Source organism: Ensifer sp. NPDC090286, from assembly GCF_044769565.1.
Taxonomy (GTDB): Bacteria; Pseudomonadota; Alphaproteobacteria; order Rhizobiales; family Rhizobiaceae; genus Ensifer.
The window spans coordinates 585778-603628 of the sequence record NZ_JBIVYF010000003.1 but is presented as its reverse complement, the minus strand read 5'-3'; the positions used below and the strand labels follow the sequence as shown (position 1 = coordinate 603628).

The 17851-nt window shown below is 64.0% G+C and carries 18 protein-coding genes; 10 read left to right on the top strand and 8 right to left on the bottom strand.

Annotation, left to right across the window (positions count from 1 at the left end; all coding sequences use genetic code 11):
- Positions 1–94: 94 nt before the first annotated feature.
- Entirely contained in the window at positions 95–331 is a 237-nt protein-coding gene (locus ACIQUG_RS18110) for an Lrp/AsnC ligand binding domain-containing protein (protein ID WP_034797129.1), read from the top strand.
- Between the two features lie 51 nt (positions 332–382).
- Here the strand turns inward: ACIQUG_RS18110 and pdeM are convergent, their stop codons facing one another.
- Both pdeM and ACIQUG_RS18100 read right to left on the bottom strand, forming a co-directional pair.
- Entirely contained in the window at positions 383–1108 is a 726-nt protein-coding gene (gene pdeM, locus ACIQUG_RS18105) for a ligase-associated DNA damage response endonuclease PdeM (protein ID WP_402323398.1), read from the bottom strand.
- A gap of 84 nt (positions 1109–1192) precedes the next feature.
- Positions 1193–3739 (bottom strand): ligase-associated DNA damage response DEXH box helicase, encoded by a 2547-nt coding sequence (locus tag ACIQUG_RS18100; protein ID WP_402323397.1) that lies wholly within the window; start codon positions 3737–3739, stop codon positions 1193–1195.
- A 108-nt stretch (positions 3740–3847) separates the two neighbouring features.
- Here ACIQUG_RS18100 and ACIQUG_RS18095 point away from each other — a divergent pair, with 108 nt between their 5' ends.
- Positions 3848–4351: an Rrf2 family transcriptional regulator gene (locus tag ACIQUG_RS18095; protein WP_205237160.1), complete on the top strand. Its 504-nt coding sequence runs from the start codon at positions 3848–3850 to the stop codon at positions 4349–4351.
- Between the two features lie 35 nt (positions 4352–4386).
- A complete protein-coding gene (locus tag ACIQUG_RS18090) occupies positions 4387–4851 on the top strand; it encodes a carboxymuconolactone decarboxylase family protein (protein ID WP_043622424.1) in 465 nt (154 codons plus the stop codon).
- A 100-nt stretch (positions 4852–4951) separates the two neighbouring features.
- On the opposite strand, the gene ACIQUG_RS18085 is transcribed toward ACIQUG_RS18090, so the two are convergent.
- Together ACIQUG_RS18085 and ACIQUG_RS18080 are read right to left on the bottom strand one after the other, a co-directional pair.
- Positions 4952–5587 (bottom strand): YitT family protein, encoded by a 636-nt coding sequence (locus tag ACIQUG_RS18085; protein WP_043622427.1) that lies wholly within the window; start codon positions 5585–5587, stop codon positions 4952–4954.
- 80 nt (positions 5588–5667) lie between these two features.
- Positions 5668–6630 (bottom strand): methyltransferase, encoded by a 963-nt coding sequence (locus ACIQUG_RS18080; RefSeq protein ID WP_402323396.1) that lies wholly within the window; start codon positions 6628–6630, stop codon positions 5668–5670.
- A 162-nt stretch (positions 6631–6792) separates the two neighbouring features.
- Here ACIQUG_RS18080 and ACIQUG_RS18075 point away from each other — a divergent pair, with 162 nt between their 5' ends.
- From ACIQUG_RS18075 to ACIQUG_RS18065, 3 genes are all read left to right on the top strand, one after another.
- Positions 6793–7059: a DUF6460 domain-containing protein gene (locus tag ACIQUG_RS18075; RefSeq protein ID WP_034797119.1), complete on the top strand. Its 267-nt coding sequence runs from the start codon at positions 6793–6795 to the stop codon at positions 7057–7059.
- Between the two features lie 2 nt (positions 7060–7061).
- Positions 7062–7565, top strand: coding sequence for a CAP domain-containing protein (locus ACIQUG_RS18070; protein WP_402323395.1), 504 nt, complete (start codon positions 7062–7064; stop codon positions 7563–7565).
- Positions 7566–7736: 171 nt separating this feature from the next.
- Positions 7737–9092, top strand: coding sequence for an MATE family efflux transporter (locus tag ACIQUG_RS18065; RefSeq protein WP_402323394.1), 1356 nt, complete (start codon positions 7737–7739; stop codon positions 9090–9092).
- Here the strand turns inward: ACIQUG_RS18065 and ACIQUG_RS18060 are convergent.
- A complete protein-coding gene (locus tag ACIQUG_RS18060) occupies positions 9068–10153 on the bottom strand; it encodes a quinone-dependent dihydroorotate dehydrogenase (RefSeq protein WP_402323393.1) in 1086 nt (361 codons plus the stop codon). The two genes, ACIQUG_RS18065 and ACIQUG_RS18060, sit on opposite strands and share 25 nt — an antisense overlap.
- The gene (locus ACIQUG_RS18055; protein WP_192447914.1) at positions 10150–10497 is read right to left on the bottom strand and encodes a DUF952 domain-containing protein; all 348 of its coding nucleotides are present in this window, start codon (positions 10495–10497) and stop codon (positions 10150–10152) included. Before ACIQUG_RS18055 ends, ACIQUG_RS18060 begins: the two co-directional genes overlap by 4 nt.
- A 169-nt stretch (positions 10498–10666) precedes the next feature.
- Here ACIQUG_RS18055 and ACIQUG_RS18050 point away from each other — a divergent pair, with 169 nt between their 5' ends.
- Positions 10667–11086, top strand: a complete 420-nt coding sequence (locus ACIQUG_RS18050; RefSeq protein ID WP_402323392.1) for a hypothetical protein — start codon at positions 10667–10669, stop codon at positions 11084–11086.
- A gap of 81 nt (positions 11087–11167) precedes the next feature.
- Positions 11168–11818 (top strand): response regulator transcription factor, encoded by a 651-nt coding sequence (locus ACIQUG_RS18045; RefSeq protein WP_034797087.1) that lies wholly within the window; start codon positions 11168–11170, stop codon positions 11816–11818.
- Positions 11819–11881: 63 nt separating this feature from the next.
- On the opposite strand, the gene ACIQUG_RS18040 is transcribed toward ACIQUG_RS18045, so the two are convergent.
- Positions 11882–15385 (bottom strand): NahK/ErcS family hybrid sensor histidine kinase/response regulator, encoded by a 3504-nt coding sequence (locus ACIQUG_RS18040; protein WP_402323391.1) that lies wholly within the window; start codon positions 15383–15385, stop codon positions 11882–11884.
- A 260-nt stretch (positions 15386–15645) separates the two neighbouring features.
- On the opposite strand from ACIQUG_RS18040, the gene mscL reads away from it, so the two are divergent.
- Together mscL and ACIQUG_RS18030 are read left to right on the top strand one after the other, a co-directional pair.
- Positions 15646–16074 carry a large conductance mechanosensitive channel protein MscL gene (mscL, locus tag ACIQUG_RS18035; protein ID WP_043613162.1) on the top strand — a complete coding sequence of 143 codons (429 nt, stop codon included), beginning with the start codon at positions 15646–15648 and terminating at the stop codon, positions 16072–16074.
- A 206-nt stretch (positions 16075–16280) separates the two neighbouring features.
- On the top strand, positions 16281–17447 hold the full coding sequence (locus tag ACIQUG_RS18030; RefSeq protein ID WP_402323390.1) for a pyridoxal phosphate-dependent aminotransferase: 1167 nt from the start codon (positions 16281–16283) through the stop codon (positions 17445–17447).
- Between the two features lie 33 nt (positions 17448–17480).
- Here the strand turns inward: ACIQUG_RS18030 and ACIQUG_RS18025 are convergent, their stop codons facing one another.
- Positions 17481–17789 carry a chorismate mutase family protein gene (locus ACIQUG_RS18025; protein WP_034797078.1) on the bottom strand — a complete coding sequence of 103 codons (309 nt, stop codon included), beginning with the start codon at positions 17787–17789 and terminating at the stop codon, positions 17481–17483.
- Positions 17790–17851 lie beyond the last annotated feature (62 nt).

Genomic DNA, 17851 nt, shown 5'->3' with positions numbered 1-17851 from the left:
ACATTTCCTTTTGCGCGACGGAGCGCTATGGAAAGGCATGCCACATGCGTTTCATCAGCGCGTGTCGCTGCACATAAAAAACAGAGGAAGCTCGATGAAACCGATTTTTGTCCAGTTGCAGTGCGCTCCCGGCAAGACCTACGAGGTCGCCGACGAGATCTACCGCAAGGAGATCGTTTCGGAGATGTATTCGACGAGCGGCGATTACGACCTGATCATCAAGGTCTATATCGAAGAAGGCCAGGACATCGGCAAGTTCATCAACGACAACATTGCCACGGTGCCGGGCATCTCGCGCTCGCTGACGACGCTGACCTTCAACGCGTTTTGATCGCAGGCGGCGCTCCGGCGCGGGAGAGCCGCGCCATTTTCACCGCTCTCGTCAGGCGATGAGATTGGCAAAGCGAACCGAGTAGATCCGGTCGCGCCCGAGCATATGGGCGACAAGCTTGCTGCGGTCGAAGAGGCCGGTCATGGCCCGGTGTCTGAGATCGAGCCCGCCGGTGGTGACGCCGAAAGCCGGCATCAGCAGGCGCGTGCCATCGGTCGCAAAGCAGGCGCGGCGCACCGCTCTTTCCCGTCTTACCACCGTTGCTGCCGGATGCAGGTGCCCGGCGATCTCGCCGACGGCATCGCCGCGCTTCGGCTCGTGCCGGAAGGTCAGCCCCGCATGGCTAAGCTCGTCCATCGAGGCGCCCGGCAGGCCGAAGGCGCCGTCGGGGTCGTGGTTGCCGTTGATCCAGACCCATTCGCGCCCATAGGCCATGGCGGCAATCATATGCCGGAAATGATCGGGCATTGCCGCCGAACCGACGCGGTCGTGGAAGTTGTCGCCGAGGCTGATGACGAGCTTCGGATCGTGCCGCGCGATCGCCGCCTCGAGCACGCGCAGCGTCGCAAGCGTATCGTAGGGCGGCAAAAGCATGCCGCGTCGGGCAAAGGCGGAGCCCTTCTCCAGGTGGAGGTCCGAGACGACCAGCGTGCCCGTCTCCGGCAGGTAGAGGCTACCGAGCGGATCGCACATCGCGACGACGCCGTTGACGATTGTCTGGGCGTGGAGGAGGGGAGTGGTCGTCTGAGCCGAGAGGGCGTGGGCAAGGCGATGCATGGTCACGGTCTCGCACGTTGTGTGCGGAGAGGGTAATAATCCGCCGACATCGACTGACTGCTCATTCTCAAGGTCATTTTCCTATCAATCCACATCCAGACCGCCCATCGCCTCGTGGATCAGGTCGTCGGCGGCTTCCGAAAGCAGGAAGTCCTGTGCCTCGCCCTGGACCATTTCCTTGCCGATCTCCAGCATGACGGGCACCGCCAGCGGCGAGATATGGTCGAGCCGTCGGTGGGTGATGTGGCCCTTGATTCGCTTCAGCATATCCCCGAGGCGGGCGATGTCCAAAAGCCCCGTTGCCGCGTCGTTGCGGGTCGCTTCGAGCAGCAGGTGATCCGGCTCGTGCGCGTGCAATACGTCGTAAATGAGGTCGGCCGAGACCGTCACCTGCCGGCCGGTCTTTTCCTTGCCGGGATGCCGCTGGTCGATCAGCCCGGCGATGACGGCGCAGTTGCGAAAGGTGCGTTTCAAGAGGAAGGATTCGTTGAGCCAGGCTTCGAGGTCGTCTCCCAGCATGTCCTCGTCGAAGAGATCGGCGAGCGCGCCGCGCCTGAGTTCGAAGGTCGCGCCGAGGTCGTCGAGCGCCCAGACCGCCAGCGAATAGTCGGTGGCGACGAAGCCGAGCGGCTTCAGCCCGGCGCGATCGAGCCTGCGGGTCAGCAGCATGCCGAGCGTCTGGTGCGCCAACCGCCCTTCGAAGGCATAGATGACCATGTAGTGGCGGCTGCCGCGCGGAAAAGTCTCGATCAGCAGCTCGTCCTCGCGCGGCAGCATCGAGACGTCCTTCTGCAAGGATAGCCAATCGCGCACCTGTTCCGGCAGCGCAGCACGCCGTGCCGGATCGGCAAGCATCCTTCGGACCTGTTCGGCGAGATAGGTCGAGAGCGGGAACTTGCCGCCGGCATAGCTCGGCACCTTGGGATCGAAGGTGAAAGCCTGGCTGACAAGGCACTCGTTTTCGCGGATGCCCTCGAAGCGCAGCACCTTGCCGGAGAACATGAAGGTGTCGCCCTGCGACAGCATTTCGAGGAAGTACTCCTCCACCTTGCCGAGCGGCATGCCGCCGCGGCCGAGCGAGCCGCGGGCGTTGCGCTTAACCATGCGCACGTTCAGCATCGGCGATTCCACGATGGTGCCGACGTTCAGCCGGTATTGCTGCGCCACAAGCGGATTGGAAACGCGATAGAGCCCGTCCTTGGTCTTTCGGATGCGGGCGTAGCGCTCGTAGGTCTTCAGCGCATAGCCCCCAGTCGCGACGAAATCGACGACGCGCTCGAAGGTCTCCCAGGCAAGTGTCGCGTAGGGCGAGGCACTGGTGATTTCGTCGAACAGCGCAAGCGGATCGAAGGGGGCGGCGCAGGCCATGCCGAGCACATGCTGGGCGAGCACGTCGAGCGCGCCCTTGCCGACGGGCGGCGTATCCTGCGCGCCGATATAGTTGGCGTCGAGCGCCGCCTGGCATTCCATCACCTCGAAGCGGTTGGCCGGCACCAGGATCGCCTTCGACGGTTCGTCCATGCGGTGGTTGGCGCGGCCGATGCGCTGGGCGAGGCGGCTCGCCCCCTTTGGCGCGCCCACATGCACGACGAGATCGACATCGCCCCAGTCGATGCCGAGGTCCAGCGTCGAGGTCGCAACGACGGCCCGCAGGCGGTTCTCCGCCATCGCCGCCTCGACCTTACGGCGCTGGGCGACGTCGAGCGAGCCGTGGTGCAGCGCGATCGGCAGATTGTCGTCGTTGTTCGTCCAGAGTTCCTGGAACAGAAGCTCAGCCTGGCTGCGGGTGTTGACGAAGAGCAGGGTGGTACCGTGCTCCTTGATCGCCTCGTAGACGTCGGGGATCGCGTAGCGCGCCGAGTGTCCGGCCCAGGGCACGTGTTCCTCGGTCTTCAAAATGGTGATCTGCGCCTTGGCCCCGCCCTTTACCTGAACGAGGCCTGCGTGATTGTTCGCGTCCGGCTCTTGCGGAGCCAGCCAGCGCTGCAGATCCATCGGGTCGGCGACCGTCGCCGAAAGGCCGATCGTCTGCAGGCCGGGCGCCAGTCGGCGCAGCCGCGCAAGGCCAAGGGAAAGCAGATGGCCGCGCTTGGAGGTGACGAGCGAATGCAGCTCGTCGAACACGACATAGCGCAGGTCCTTGAAGAAGCGCTGCGCCTCGCCGTTGGCAAGCAGCAGCGCCAGCTGTTCCGGCGTCGTCAGCAGAATGTCGGGCGGATTGAGCTTCTGTCGCTGGCGCTTGGCGGTGGGCGTATCGCCCGTGCGGTTCTCGACGCGCACAGGCAGGCCCATCTCGCCGACCGGCTTCATCAGGTTGCGTTCGATGTCGACGGCGAGCGCCTTCAGGGGAGAAATGTAGAGCGTGTGGATGCCGACGAAGGCTGAGCCCGGCGGAATTTTGCCGCGGCGGGTGAGACCGACCAGCGACGGCAGGAAGCCGGCGAGCGTCTTGCCGGCGCCGGTCGGCGCGATCAGCAGCGTGCTTTCCCCGGCCTCGGCGCGGGCGAGCAGCTCCAGCTGGTGCGCACGCGGCCGCCAGCCCTTCTCGCCGAACCAGCGCAGAAAGGGAGCGGGCAGGCTCAGGGCATCGCCCTGCGGCTCTCTGGAATCGATCCTGTTCACGGAGAACAAAGGTAGATCAAATCCGCCAAAAGAGAAGCCTGTCCGATGGGTGCAATCACGAGGATTGACTCTTGGTCTAATCGTAGATAAAAACTATCCACGATTATGGAGGCGCCCATGAAACTCGGTGACGGGGTCGAACAGGCCATTCACAGCGTGACGATGCTGAGCTGTCTTCAGCCGGGAAGCACCCTGTCGGCGGCGGCGCTTGCCGAGTTCCATGGTGTTTCCACCAGCTATCTCTTGAAGCACCTGCAGGCGATGTCCGGTGCCGGACTGCTGGAAGCGGTGCCGGGCCCCAAGGGTGGCTACCGTCTCGCCAAGACGCCGGAGAGGATCACTTTGCTCGATATCGTGCTTGCGGTCGAAGGCCCGGAGCCGGCGTTCCGCTGCAATGAGATCCGCCTGCGCGGTCCCAATCCCTACGCCTGCAAGCCGACGGCACCCTGCACCATCAATGTCGCGATGCTGAAGGCCGAGCAGGCCTACCGCGCCGAGCTGCGCCGCGTGACCATCGCCAGCATCCTGGACGATCTCAACGCCAAGGATGACGGCAGCGTATCGGCACGAACCGAAGCCTTTCTGGCGATCAACGAGCGCAAATCGTCCGCCAGCGCCTGACCTCCATCAACCCTGTTCAGCCCAAGGAGAAGTCCATGCAGCCGCGTTTCAACTTCGTCAAAGCCGCTCCCGATGCCTACAAGGCCGCGGCCGCCTTCGACAGCTACATCATCAAGGAATCGGGCCTGGAGCCGCGCCTGATCCATCTGATCAAGCTGCGCGCCTCGCAGATCAACGGCTGCGCCTATTGCATCGACATGCATGTGAAGGAAGCGCGACACACCGGCATGAGCGAGCAGTGGATCCACCTGATCTGCGCTTGGCGGGAATCGCCGATCTATGACGCGCGCGAACGCGCAGTGCTCGCCTGGACGGAATCGCTGACCAACCTTGCCCAGACCGGCGCGCCCGACGCGGATTTCGAGCCGCTGCGCGCGCACTTCAGCGAAGCCGAGATCACCAAGATCACCATGGCAATCGGCGTCATCAATGTCTGGAACCGTGTCGCTGTCGGCCTGCGTTCGCAGCATCCGGTCGATCAGCCGGTTATGGCCGCCTGATATCCAGTGAGGAAGCTCCAGCTAGCCCCGAGGTCCGCTTCGGGGCTAGCTGCTCTGCATCCTAGAGCGTCCTTGCGCGTTCTGGTGAACGCACGGCGCTCTAGAGCGCGATGTAACGATCAGCGCGGTGGTTGATGGCCACAAACAGGTTCAAGACGACTGCGCCGAGCACCGACCAGGCGACGACCGTGGGCGATGTCACGCCGAAGGCGAAGACGAGCACGACCATGTCGATCGCAAGCTGCACGAGGCCGGCGCGAATGCCGAAACGCTCCTGCAGGTAGATGCCGAGAATGCCGACGCCGCCGAGGCTGGCGCGGTGGCGATAGAGCGCCAAGAGGCCATAGCCAAGCAGAAGGCCGCCGAGGAGCGCCGCCCAGGCCGGCTGGATCGTGCCGATCTGGAAGAGGCGCGACTGGATGTCGGTCAGGAACGAGGTCACGCCGATGGCGATGAAGGTCTTGACCGTGAAGGCCGGGCCGAGCCGTTTCAGCGAAAGATAGAAGAAGGGCAGGTTCAGCAGGAAGAAGGCAAGGCCGAAATTGACGCCGAAGGCATAGTGTAAAAGGAAGGCGACGCCGGCCGTGCTGCCGGTCAGGAGGCCGGCGCTTGCGAGGAAATAGAGGCCGAGCGCTGCGATCAGGCTGCCGGTAAAGATGCCCTGCAGATCCTCGACGGCGGAATGCCGGGTCGGGCTGGTGTTCCAGAGACCGAAAACGCTGCTGATCTGAGCCATGGCGAAACCTCGATTGCGATGGCGTGAGCAATGCTGCAACGCACAACAACAATCAAGAAAAATATGTCAGTTATGCTGACCTATTTTTGCGACTCTGCCTTGCGTTTTATGCAGGCTTGCGCCAGGAACAGGATGCCGAACACCGGCGCACCGGCATCCATGCGGATGCCGGTGCGCTCGACCGCCAGCAGAGTGAGGCCATGCGCCGTGCAGAGGCCGCGGACATAGGCTTCGCCATGGGCGTAGCGCAGCGACGGCCGCAGCAGGAACTCCTCGGCATCGCCGGCGTCTTCTACCGAGAAGGCGAAGTAGCCCTCGGGTGCGAGCAGCCGGGTGGTGATGTCGAAAACACTGTCAAGATTGCCGAGATACATCAGCACGTCGGCGGCGCTGACGAGGTCGGCCCGGGCGGGCGCGAAGTTGCCGAAGATGCCGGAGGCATCAGGCGAAAGAGAAAGGTCGGCGCGGGCCAGCCGATCGTAGGTGGATTTCGCCTCGGCCTTGGCGAGCATGTTGATGGAGATGTCGAAACCTTCAAGGAACTGCGCCTGATCCCGGATGCGCTCGCCAAAAAGGCCGGTGCCGCAGCCGAGATCCGTCACATGCTCGAAGATGAGGCCTCCGGTGTGGCTTTGGATCAGCGCCGCGAGCTTCTGCGGCACGGTATAGCCGAGCTTCTCGACCAGCGCCTTGTCGAAGCGGTCGGCATAGTCGTCGAAGAGCCGCTCGACATAGAGGCTCGGCGGCTGTTCGGGCATGGCGGCAGCGCCAAGCAGGGCCAGTTTCAGGCCAGCGCCGAAGATATCCTGGGGGCTGAGCGCCAGTGTTTTCCTCAGCGCTTCGATCGCCGCCTCTTTCCGGCCAGATTTTTCTTCATAGTCCGCGAGCCGAAACCAGCCGGCTGCCCAGTTGGGTGCCTGTTCCAGCGCTTGCGCCATGAGTTCGGCCGCACTTGCGGGCTCGCCGCCCTCGGCAAGCATTTTTGCGTAGTCGGCGCGGCGGTCGGCGATCAGGTCGCCGGAGGAGAGCTGGTTGAGCGTCATCAATGTGAGATGTTGGTTGCGATCAGCGCTTCTGACGCCGGATGCCGCAAAATACAAGCGGAATCTGGCGCGATCGGAAGCCTGAGCCGTGCCCGCCGGGGCCAGCGACTTGCGACGCTGCCGATCGCGGCTTATGTGAAGACAAACAGGAGAAGTTCGCTGATGTCGGACGGAATGAACAGATTCTTGGGTGACTCGCCGCTGCGCGTGCTGGTCAAGCTCATCGTGGTGTCGATCCTCGTCGGCTTCGTGATGAGGATGTTCGGCTGGTATCCGACCGATATCTACTTCGCCGTCCGCAACTTCCTGCTCGACCTCTGGTACACCGGCTTTGCAGCACTTGGCCGGGTGGGCGACTACCTGTTGCTCGGCGCGGTGATCGTCGTGCCGGCCTTCGTCATCCTGCGCGTCCTGAACTTTCGGCGCTGACGATGCAGGACCGTTTTCTTCTGATCGAACGCCGCGGCCTGCTCCGCGCGACCGCCATCCTGTCGCTCGGCGCGCTCGCCGGCTGCAACACGTCCAAGGTGCTGATGCCCGAAAGCGGCACCGGCAGCGACCAGACCGCAGCGAGCCTCGGCTATGTCAACAAGCTGCGCAAGGGCAAGGGCCTGACCGAACTCGTCGCCGATCATGCGGCGTCCGCCGCGGCGATGCACCAGGCGGCGCGCATGGCCAAGGCCGGCAAGATGCAGCACCTGATCGGCTGGAACGACAGTTTCTACGACCGAATGAAGGGCCAGGGCGTGACGCTTCCGGCCGCTGAAAACATCGCCGTGGGCCAGGACGACGCCGAGCGCGCCTATGACGCCTGGTACAGGTCGCCCAAGCATCTCGAAAACATGCTCGGCAAATATCGCGGCCTCGGGGTCGCCGTCGCCCAGAACGACGCCTCCGGAAACCGTCCCTTCTGGGCCATGGTGCTTTCGGGCTGACAGGCTTCCAGCGGCTCGCAGCCGCTCCTGTGAGATTTGCCCCTGATCCCCCTCCGGGACCTTCTTCCCGTTATGACGGGAGAAGGGGACGCGCGGCAAATGCCACCTTGCATCCCCCCATGCTCATTCCCTAAAACGGTCATCTCTCACCGACCACGCCCGGACCGTTCGATGACCGCCTCTTCCGCCTCGCCGAGCGACGCTGCCGGCCCCTTTCACGTCACCCATCGGCTGATCCTGGCGATCGCGTTGCCGATGACGCTCGGCTTTCTGACGACGCCTCTGCTTGGTCTCGTCGATACCGCCGTTGTCGGACGCATGGGGCAGGCGACCTTGCTGGCGGGCCTTGCGGTCGGGGCCATCCTGTTCGACCTGATCTTCACCACCTTCAACTTCCTGCGGGCAGCGACCACGGGCCTGGTTGCCCAGGCCTATGGCCGCGGCGATCGGCGTGAGCAGCAGGCAGTGTTTTGGCGATCGCTGATCATCGCGCTCGTTTGCGGCATGGCCAGCCTTTTCCTTTCGCCGCTGCTTCTGTCCGGCGGCCTCTGGCTGATGGGGCCGGAGCCTGAGATAGCCGGCGTCACCAGCACCTATTTTCTCTGTCGCATCCTTTCTGCACCGGCGGCGCTTGCCAACTACGCCATCCTCGGCTTCGTGCTCGGCCGCGGCGAGGGCACCATCGGCCTGATGCTGCAGACACTGATCAACGGCATCAACATCGTGCTGTCGATCCTGCTCGGCCTGGTGTTCGGCTGGGGCGTGATGGGGGTTGCGCTCGCGACCGTCACCGGCGAAGTGATCGGTGCGCTCGTTGGCTTCGCCGTCGTCTATGGCCGCTTCGACAGCAGGGATGCGCCAAGCTGGGCCGAGATATTTGACCGCGAACGGCTGAAGCCGCTCTTCGGCCTCAACCGAGACATCATGATCCGCTCGTTCCTGCTTCTGGCAGCCTTCACGCTGATGACCCGCATCGGCACTGGCTTCGGGCCGGTGACGCTTGCGGCCAATGCGGTGCTGATGACGATTTTCCTCGTTGCCGGCTACTATCTCGACGGCCTCGCCAATGCGGCGGAACAGCTCATCGGACGCTCGATCGGCGCCGGTTACCGCCCGGCCTTCGATCGCGCACTCCGGCTGACGGCCGCCTGGTCACTGGGGCTCGCGCTGGTGACGACCGTCGCCTTCCTGCTGTTCGGTGACGGGCTCATCGATCTCCTGACCACGGCGCCGGATGTGCGCGCGGCGGCTTACGAATATCTGCCCTGGGCGGCCGTGACTGCGATGACCGGTGCGCTTGCCTTCCTGATGGACGGCGTCTTCATCGGCGCCACCTGGTCGCGCGAGATGCGCAACATGATGTTGGCGGCCTTTGTCGGCTATGCCGCAGCACTCGCCGTGCTGGTCCCCGCCTTCGGCAATCACGGCCTGTGGGCGGGGCTCAACCTGTTCCTGCTGATGCGGGGGCTGTTCCTGTTGTCGCGGATCCCGATGAAGGCGCGTCAGACGTTCTTGCCGGCCCAGTAGTCGAGACGGCTATCGCGGATATCGCGGATCGAGGTGAGCCGCTCGCGATCGCAGAGATCCGAGAGGCCACGTACGATGCGGCCGGGCAGGGCCGGGCCTTCATAGACCATGCAGGAATAGAGCTGCACGAGGTCGGCGCCGGCGCGGATCTTCTCTGCCGCGGTTTCGGCCGAGCTGACGCCGCCGACGCCGATGATCGGCAGCTTCGGGCCGACGCGCTTGCGCATGCGGGCAAGCACGGCCGTCGACTTATCAAAGAGTGGCTTGCCCGAGAGGCCGCCGGTCTCCTTCGCCTGGGCCTGGTCCTTGAGACCGTCGCGCGAAAGCGTCGTGTTGGAGACGATCAGGCCGTCGAGATCGTGCGCCAGCACTTCGGCGGCGATATCGTCCATGCCTACCTCGGTGAGATCGGGCGCGATCTTCAGGAAGACCGGAACGCGGCGATTGCTCCTCAGCGCCTCTTCGTCGCGCGCCGAGAGCACGGCCGACAGCAGGGCGGCGAGACTTTCGCGCGCTTGCAGGTCGCGCAGGCCCGGCGTGTTCGGTGAGGAGATGTTGGCGGTGAAATAGCGGGCGACCGAGTAGAACGTATGGATGCCGCCAACATAGTCGGCGATACGGTCGGCGCTGTCCTTGTTGGCGCCGATGTTGACGCCGATCAGCGCACCGCGCGAACAGGCCTTCAGTCGCGCCAGCGCTGCGCCATGGCCTTCATTGTTGAAGCCGAGGCGGTTGATCACCGCCTCATCCTCGACCAGCCGGAAGATGCGCGGCTTATCGTTGCCGGCCTGCGGCTTCGGCGTGACGGTGCCGATCTCGGTGAAGCCGAAGCCGATCTTCAGAAGCGCTTCCGGTACCTCGGCATTCTTGTCGTAGCCGGCCGCCATGCCGATCGGGTTTGGAAAAACGATGCCCGCGACCGTCTGAGAGAGCCGCTTGTCGGCCTTGGCAGGACAGTTCGGTACGAGCCCGGTCTTCAATGCCTTGATCGAAAGGCCGTGCGCAGCTTCCGGATCGAAGAGGAAAAGGCCGCGGCGGGCAAGGCTGGTCAGCGGGTTCATGCATCAAGTTCCGGGAAGATATGCGCGCCATCGGCGCCGAGCGGCAGTGGCTTTTCCCAGACGACGGCCGACAGGAAGAGGGGGGCATAGAGATGCGGGAAGAGGGCGCCGCCGCGTGAGGGCTCATAGACCAGTTCTTCGCCGAGCGCGTCGCCGTCGACGGCGACCAGCAGCAGGTCTACCTGTCCCTCGAAATAGCGCGCTGCGGTCTCGACCACCTGTTCGCCGGTCGAAAAATGGACGTAACCGTCGGCGAGATCGACGGGCGCGCCGTCGAAGCGTCCGCTGCGCTTGGCTTCCTGCCACAGCGATGCCGGAACGATTTTGTAGATGATGGAACCCATGGTGCCCGTCTGTCCCCGTAATTTTCTGTCGTGGCCTTGCCGTAAATATCGGCGATTGTCCATCGCAGAAGGACGACGATTCGCGCATAATCCGCGGTGAAGACCGATTTCGCTCTTCTCGTTCGCGCACAGATCACGTCCCGGCAAGGATCGTAACGGAGAAGATGTCATGAAAAACGCTGCTGCCATACTTATGTTCGGCACCGGATTGGCTCTGGCCGGCGGCGCCAGCGCACAGGATCCGGCCCCCGGACGCTACAGCATGCAGAAGTCCGAGACCGGCATCGCCCGGCTCGATACCCAGACCGGCGAGGTGTCGCTGTGCCAGGAGAAGGACGGCCAGTTGGTCTGCCGCATGGCCGCCGACGAGCGGGCCGCCTTCGAACAGGAATTGGACCTCCTGACGAAGCGGGTCGAGGCCTTGGAAAAGACGGCCAAGGCCGGTGAAAGTGTCGCAAAACAGGACCTTCCGGCTGAGGAAGAGATTGACCGCGCAATGGGCATCATGGAAAGAATGATGCGTAGGTTCATGGATATCGTGAAGGATCTCGAAGGCAGCGACTCCACTCAGGAGCCGCAGAAGACCTGAGTTGCCGGATCGGCCATGCGGGATGCGGATCGGCGCGTGGGGGCGCGCAGATTTCAGCCCGGGCTCTTGGGAGGGAGCAGCATGACACCGGACATGACCATCATCATCGCGGACGACCATCCGCTGTTTCGCGGCGCGATGCGCCAGGCGCTGAGCGGCGTCGACGGCGCGCCTGCCATCGTAGAGGCTGGCGATTTCGCAGCCGCGCGCAAGGCGGCGGCCGACAACCCTGACGCCGACCTCATGCTGCTCGACCTGACCATGCCCGGCGTCAGCGGGCTTTCCGGCCTAATCGCACTTCGCGCCGAATTTCCGAGCCTGCCGGTCATGGTGGTGTCGGCCCATGACGACCCGGCGACGATCCATCGCGCGCTCGATCTCGGCGCGTCCGGCTTTCTTTCGAAATCGGCCGGCATCGAGGAAATCCGCGAGGGGATCGAGAAGGTGATGGCCGGCGAGGTCTTCGTTCCCGCGGGTTACGACCAGGCGCAGGAATACGAGCCTGAGGTCGCCGATCTGCTCCAGCGCCTGCAGACCTTGACGCCGCAGCAATCCCGCGTCCTCAGCATGCTCGGCGAGGGCCTGCTCAACAAACAGATCGCTTACGAACTCGGCGTCTCCGAGGCGACGATCAAGGCGCATGTCTCGGCGATCCTCTTAAAGCTCAATGTCGACAGCCGCACCCAGGCGGTCATTCAGCTTTCGAAGATCGGCACCGTCGCCGCCGCCTGATGCGGCCCGCTTTGACTTTGAGATATCCCCTTGTTTCAGGCGGCCCCGAAATGCGGGAGCCGTTTATTCCGCAGCGGTTCGTGCCGCCGTCGAAAGCTGCGTCAGCCAGGCGCGCATCGCCGCCGGGCGCACCGGCTTGTTCTGGATCGCGATGCCGTCGCGTTCGGCCGCGGCGCGCACTTCCGGCGAGCGGTCGGCGGTCACCAGCAGCGCCGGCGTCGCTTCGCCGGTTGATGCCCGGATGCGCGCGACCGCCTCGATGCCGGTGCCGTCGTCGAGATGGTAGTCGGCGATGACGGCATGCGGTTTCTCGCCGGGTTGGGCACTGAATTCGGAACAGGCAGCCAGCGATTCCGCCGTGCTGACGATGCAGCCCCAGCCGGAAAGCAGCACCCGCATGCCCTCGAGGATCCGCGGCTCGTTGTCGATGCAGAGCACCCGCAGGCCGTTCAGCGCCTCGCTTGCCTTGCTCTGCGGCACCGGACGGACAGCGACGCGTTCGCCGGCGCTGGCATCGAGCGGGAGGGTCACCTTGAAGCCCGTGCCCTTGCCGGGCGTCGATTGCAGGCTGACGGGGTGGTTGAGCACGCGCGAGATGCGGTCGACGATCGAAAGACCGAGCCCAAGACCGGAGGCCGTGCGTGCGCCTTCGTCCAGTCGGGCGAATTCCTTGAAGACGGTGCGGAACTTCGACTGGGGAATACCGATGCCGGAATCGAGCACCTCGATCGTCGCCATGGCGCCATGCCTGCGCACCCCGACGAGCACCTTGCCGCTGAGCGTGTACTTGATCGCGTTGGAGACGAGGTTCTGGACGACGCGGCGCAGCAGGTTCGGATCACTGCGCACGACAAGCGATGTCGGCATGATGATCAGTTCGAGATCCTTGGCTCGCGCCATCGGGGCAAAATCGGTCTCGATCCTTCTGAGCAACTCGTTGAGCGGAACGGACTGTATCCGCGCCTTCATGGCGCCGGTGTCGAGGCGTGAAATGTCGAGCACGGCGCCAAGAATGGCCTCGACCGATTCCAGCGAGGAATCGATGTTTTCGACCAGCGTGCTGTTGTCGGATTCGCCGAGCCGTTCGACGAGCGACGAGGAATAGAGGCGGGCGGCGTTGAGCGGCTGCAGGATGTCGTGGCCGGCGGCGGCAAAGAACCGCGTCTTGCCGATATTGGCCTCTTCCGCGGCCGCGCGCGCCTCGGCGAGTTCCCGGTTCACCCGGGTGAGTTCGCCGGTGCGCTCGGCCACGCGCAGTTCCAGTGTCTCGTTCGCCTGCTTCAGCGCCATGTCGGCGGCGACGCGCTGGGTGATGTCGGTATAGGTGGTGACGATGCCCTTGTCGGGCATGGCGTTGGTGCGCACTTCGATGATGCGCTCGCCGTTGCCAAGTTCGAGCAGGAAGGGTTTGTCGAGCGTCAGGAAGTTGGCGATCAGCCCCTTTTCCTGATCCTTGCGAATGTCACCGCGCTTGGTGAGGATCGAGACGATATCGGCAAGCGGGAAGCCGACCTGGCCGGCTGCTTCGGGGAGATCCAGAAGCTGGCGGAAGCGCCGGTTCCAGATGATCAGGTTGTTGGCATTGTCAAAGACGGCGATGCCCTGGTCCATCTGCGAGAGCGCGGTCTGCAGCATATCCTGATTGTATTGCAGTGCCTCGCTCGCCTGGTCGAGCAGCCAGGCCGTCTCGGACGAGGTGTCGTCGCCGCGCTGCAGCGCGAGCGAAAGCACCAGCCGCGCCGAGGAAGAGCCGATGGCGCTGCCGAGCAGTTGCTCGGAGAAATGCACCACCGCCATGTCGGCGGGCGCGTTGTCGTCCAGCCAACGGCCGGTCTGGCGCTCATAGGTATGGAAGGAGCGCTGCATGCGCTCGGCGCCCATGTAGCGTGCGATCGTCGCCTTGAGGTCGCGCACGGTGACCTTGGTCTTGCGGCCGCGAAAGGCGCCTTCGGTGCGCGACCGCCGGGTGATGAATACGCCGGCCTGGAAGCGTTCGATCGGCTTCGGCGTGCGGGTCAGCGATCCGAGAATATAGGTGGCGCAGTTGACGAGCAGGCTGAGCGTCGTGGCGTTCACCAGCGGGTCCGCATCGGGACCCGAGAACAGGTCTGTGAACGGCAGCAGGAAGCTCAGCACCGTCGTTGCCACATGGGAGTTGTCGGGTCCGCCGAGGCTCGGCAGGAAAAGCAGATAGGCCCAGACGAGAAAGCCCGAGACCATGCCGGTGATCGCGCCGCGGGCATTGGCCTGGCGCCAGACAAGGCCGCCCAGCAGCGCCGGCGCCATCTGCGAGATCGCGACGAAGGAGAGCAGCCCGAGCGAGGCGAGGCCGGCGCTGATGTCGGCGGAGCGATAGTAGGCGTAGCCGAGCAGAAGCACGGCGAAGATTGCCGAGCGGCGGATGTTGAGCAGCGTGCCGGCCAAGTTCTCCTGCAAGCCGCCGCGCTGGCTGAGGTTGCGGCGCAGGAATACCGGCATGACGATGTCGTTGGAGATCATGATCGACAGTGCCACGGACGCGACGATCACCATCGCGGTCGCCGCCGAAAAGCCGCCGATGAAGGTGATCAGCGTCAGCACCGGCAGACCGTTGGCGAGCGGCAGCGTCAGGAGGTAGAGATCGGCGTCGCCGGAGCCGGAGAAGGTGAGGATGCCGGCGATGGCGATCGGCAGCACGAAGAGATTGATGCCGATCAGGTATAGCGGAAAGAGGATGCCGGCGGTGCGAAGTTCGCCTTCGGTGCGGTTTTCGACGACCGTCACATGGAACTGCCTGGGCAGCATGATGATCGCAAAGGCGGACGTGACGATCAACAGCACCCAGCGCGCTATCGGGGTCTCGTAGGAAAGCGCCGACTGCACGGCAGGGCTTTGCGCGGCCAGAGACCACAGGTGAGCCGGGCCGTTGAAAATGACGAAGACGATGTAGAAGCCAGCGGTGACGAGCGCCACCAGCTTGACCAGCGATTCCATCGCGATCGCGAGGATCAGTCCATCCTGGTGCTCGGTCGCATCCGTATGGCGCGTGCCGAAGACGATGGCGAAGCAGGCGAGGAAGAGCGTGACCAGCAGCGGCAGGTCGATGAAGCTTTGCCCGGCGCCGATGCCGTAGTCGCTGGTGTTGATCATGGCGGCGACCGAACTCGAGATCGCCTTCAGCTGCAGCGCGATATAGGGAATGGCGCCGACCAGCGAAATCAGCGCGACGATCGCGGCCACGGCCGGGTTCTTGCCGTAACGCGCGGCGATGAAGTCGGCGACCGATGTCAGCTTCTCGGTCTTGGCGAGCCGTATGATCTTGCGGATCAGCGGCATGCCCAGCGTGAACATCAGGATCGGGCCGATATAGATACCGGTGAATTCGAGCCCGCGTTCGGCCGCAAGCCCGATGCCGCCGAAATAGGTCCAGGACGTGCAGTAGATGGCAAGGCTCAGCGCATAGACGAGCGGCCTGCCTTTCAGCGCAGCGCTGTTCCTCCTGGCCCGCCGGTCGCCATAGCTCGCCACTGCAAACAGCAGCAGCAGATAGGCGAAGGCCGAGGCAAAGATGACCGAACCCGAAAGCATGCCTCATTCCTCCAGGGCGGAGCATAGGACAAGTCCGCCGGGTTGAGAATTGCCCTCGCATGAGTCTTAAGTTCAAGGCTCGACACGAGAAATCGGTGTGCAGCGCCGGCTGCCTTCCCGTTCCTGCTCTATCCGGTGCTAATTGATCAAAGGCAAAGAAAGGTTTTCTCGCTGCCCGCTTTGGTTTAGTTTCCGTAAACGCTTGCAGCGCGGGACAGCGCCGCCGGCCGTTTTCAAACGGGGATAATACGGAGAGATTTATGCTGAATGAGTTCAAGGAGTTTATTGCCCGCGGGAACGTGATGGATCTCGCGGTCGGTGTCATCATCGGCGCCGCCTTCAACAAGATCGTGACGTCGGTCGTCGAAGACCTGGTCATGCCGATCGTCGGTGCGCTCACCGGCGGCGGTTTCGATTTCTCCAATTACTTCCTGCCGCTTTCGGCCAACGTGACGGCCACGTCTCTCGCCGCCGCCCGCCAGCAGGGCGCCGTCTTTGCCTACGGCAACTTCATCACCGTGCTGATCAACTTCCTGATCCTTGCCTGGATCATCTTCCTGATGATCAAGGCGGTGAACCGCATGCGCGCTTCGATGGAAAAGAAGAAGGACGAAGCGCCGGCCGCACCGCCGCCGGAAGACATTCTGCTGCTCTCGGAAATCCGCGACCTGCTGAAGCAGCGCGCCTGAGTTTTTCCGCGCGGCCCCGGCTTTGCCGGGGCCGCGAAACATCACAAAAATCGATAAATCGGTCAGATAAAGTCGCGTGATCGCTTCGGCGAAAGCGGCTAGAAGCAACGGGCAAACCGGAGCGGTCCATTTCGCTCTAGTCCATTGGAATCTTTCATGATGATGTCAGGCGGCAGCCTGCACCATCGTGCATCCGGAGCCCGCCGATGACCACGCTTGCCACCATCAGCCCCCGCGCGCTTTCCGCGCCCGAAAGCGGTATCGTCGAGGTGGTGAACTATGCCCGCGGGCGCGATGGCCTGATCCCGCTCTGGGTGGGCGAGGGCGACCTGCCGACCCCTGCCTTCATCAGCGATATCGCGCGCGATGCGCTTGCCGCCGGCGAGACCTTCTATACCTGGCAGCGCGGCATCCCGCCGCTGCGTGAGGCGCTGTCGCGCTACTATCAGCGTCGCTTCCAGAAGACGCTTTCGCCCGAGCATTTCTACGTCGTCGGCTCCGGCATGCAAGCGATCAAGCTGTCGATCGAGGCGATCGCCTCGCCCGGCGACGAGATGGTGCTGTTGACGCCGGCCTGGCCGAACTTTGCCGCCGCCGCCGATCTCTCCGGCGTCCGGCCGGTTTCGGTCGAGCTGCGCTTCGAACACGGCAAATGGCAGCTCGATCTCGATCGACTGCAGGCGGCGATCGGCCCCAAGACCAAGGCGCTGTTCATCAACACCCCCTCGAACCCGACCGGCTGGACCGCGACCCGCGAGGAACTGGCTGCGATCCTGGCGCTGGCGCGCAGGCACGGGCTCTGGATCATCGCCGACGAGATCTACGCGCTCTATTATTATGGCGGCGCCCGCGCGCCGTCCTTCCTTGACGTGATGGAGGAAGGCGACCGCATCCTCTTCGTCAATTCCTTCTCGAAGAACTGGTCGATGACCGGCTGGCGCGTCGGCTGGATCGTCGCGCCACCGGAAATCGGCCAGGTTCTCGAAAACCTGGTGCAGTATTCGACCTCGGGTGTGGCCCAGTTCCTGCAGCGGGGTGCTGTCGCAGCGCTCGACGAGGGCGACGCCTTTGTCGATGCCAATGTCGCCAAGGCGGCAAAGAACCGTGACGTCTTCTGCGACGCGCTGATCGCCACCAACCGGGTGGAAACGCTGAAGCCCGACGGTGCGCTCTACGCGTTCCTGAAGATCGATGGCGTCACGGATTCGCGCGCAGCGGCAATCGACATCGTCGACAAGACCGGTGTCGGCCTGGCGCCGGGAACCGCGTTCGGTGACGGTGGCTCGCTGTTCATGCGGGCCTGCTTCCTGCGCGATCCGGGCCACGTGAAGGAAGCGGCGGACCGCCTGCAGGGTTACATTCTCGGGCGCTGACGGCCGCAGGCCGAAAGATCGGCGACGGCGACGTTACTCGTCGCCGGTTTCGCCGAGCAGCTTCTGCTCGTGGGCGATCGCGTGGCCGATCAACCGTGCCCAGATGTCTTCGTAAAAATCAGGATCGAGATTGACGCGCGCGGCGTTCTTGCGGGCGTTCTCGCGCACTTCCATCACCCGCGCCGGAATGTCGGCCTTCAGCTTCAGCGGCGCCTTGATCTCGGCCGCCCGGTCGATGTAGCCCCAGCGCTCGGCAAACAGCGCCATCAGCGCCTGGTCGAGCCGGTCGATCTCCGCTCGCACGTCGGCCATGGTTTCGCATTGCGCGGGGGTCTTCTGCATCTGTCTCGTCCAATTGCCTGGGGCGCAGCCAGCGCGGGCCAGGATGTTCGAGCGTCCCTCGG

Coding starts and splice junctions, on each gene's coding strand:
- ACIQUG_RS18110 (WP_034797129.1), top strand. CDS start 95: ATGAAACCGATTTTTGTCCAGTTGCAGTGCGCTCCCGGCAAGACCTAC.
- pdeM (WP_402323398.1), bottom strand. CDS start 1,108: ATGCATCGCCTTGCCCACGCCCTCTCGGCTCAGACGACCACTCCCCTC.
- ACIQUG_RS18095 (WP_205237160.1), top strand. CDS start 3,848: ATGAAACTCGGTGACGGGGTCGAACAGGCCATTCACAGCGTGACGATG.
- ACIQUG_RS18090 (WP_043622424.1), top strand. CDS start 4,387: ATGCAGCCGCGTTTCAACTTCGTCAAAGCCGCTCCCGATGCCTACAAG.
- ACIQUG_RS18085 (WP_043622427.1), bottom strand. CDS start 5,587: ATGGCTCAGATCAGCAGCGTTTTCGGTCTCTGGAACACCAGCCCGACC.
- ACIQUG_RS18080 (WP_402323396.1), bottom strand. CDS start 6,630: ATGACGCTCAACCAGCTCTCCTCCGGCGACCTGATCGCCGACCGCCGC.
- ACIQUG_RS18075 (WP_034797119.1), top strand. CDS start 6,793: ATGTCGGACGGAATGAACAGATTCTTGGGTGACTCGCCGCTGCGCGTG.
- ACIQUG_RS18070 (WP_402323395.1), top strand. CDS start 7,062: ATGCAGGACCGTTTTCTTCTGATCGAACGCCGCGGCCTGCTCCGCGCG.
- ACIQUG_RS18065 (WP_402323394.1), top strand. CDS start 7,737: ATGACCGCCTCTTCCGCCTCGCCGAGCGACGCTGCCGGCCCCTTTCAC.
- ACIQUG_RS18060 (WP_402323393.1), bottom strand. CDS start 10,153: ATGAACCCGCTGACCAGCCTTGCCCGCCGCGGCCTTTTCCTCTTCGAT.
- ACIQUG_RS18055 (WP_192447914.1), bottom strand. CDS start 10,497: ATGGGTTCCATCATCTACAAAATCGTTCCGGCATCGCTGTGGCAGGAA.
- ACIQUG_RS18050 (WP_402323392.1), top strand. CDS start 10,667: ATGAAAAACGCTGCTGCCATACTTATGTTCGGCACCGGATTGGCTCTG.
- ACIQUG_RS18045 (WP_034797087.1), top strand. CDS start 11,168: ATGACACCGGACATGACCATCATCATCGCGGACGACCATCCGCTGTTT.
- ACIQUG_RS18040 (WP_402323391.1), bottom strand. CDS start 15,385: ATGCTTTCGGGTTCGGTCATCTTTGCCTCGGCCTTCGCCTATCTGCTG.
- mscL (WP_043613162.1), top strand. CDS start 15,646: ATGCTGAATGAGTTCAAGGAGTTTATTGCCCGCGGGAACGTGATGGAT.
- ACIQUG_RS18030 (WP_402323390.1), top strand. CDS start 16,281: ATGACCACGCTTGCCACCATCAGCCCCCGCGCGCTTTCCGCGCCCGAA.
- ACIQUG_RS18025 (WP_034797078.1), bottom strand. CDS start 17,789: ATGCAGAAGACCCCCGCGCAATGCGAAACCATGGCCGACGTGCGAGCG.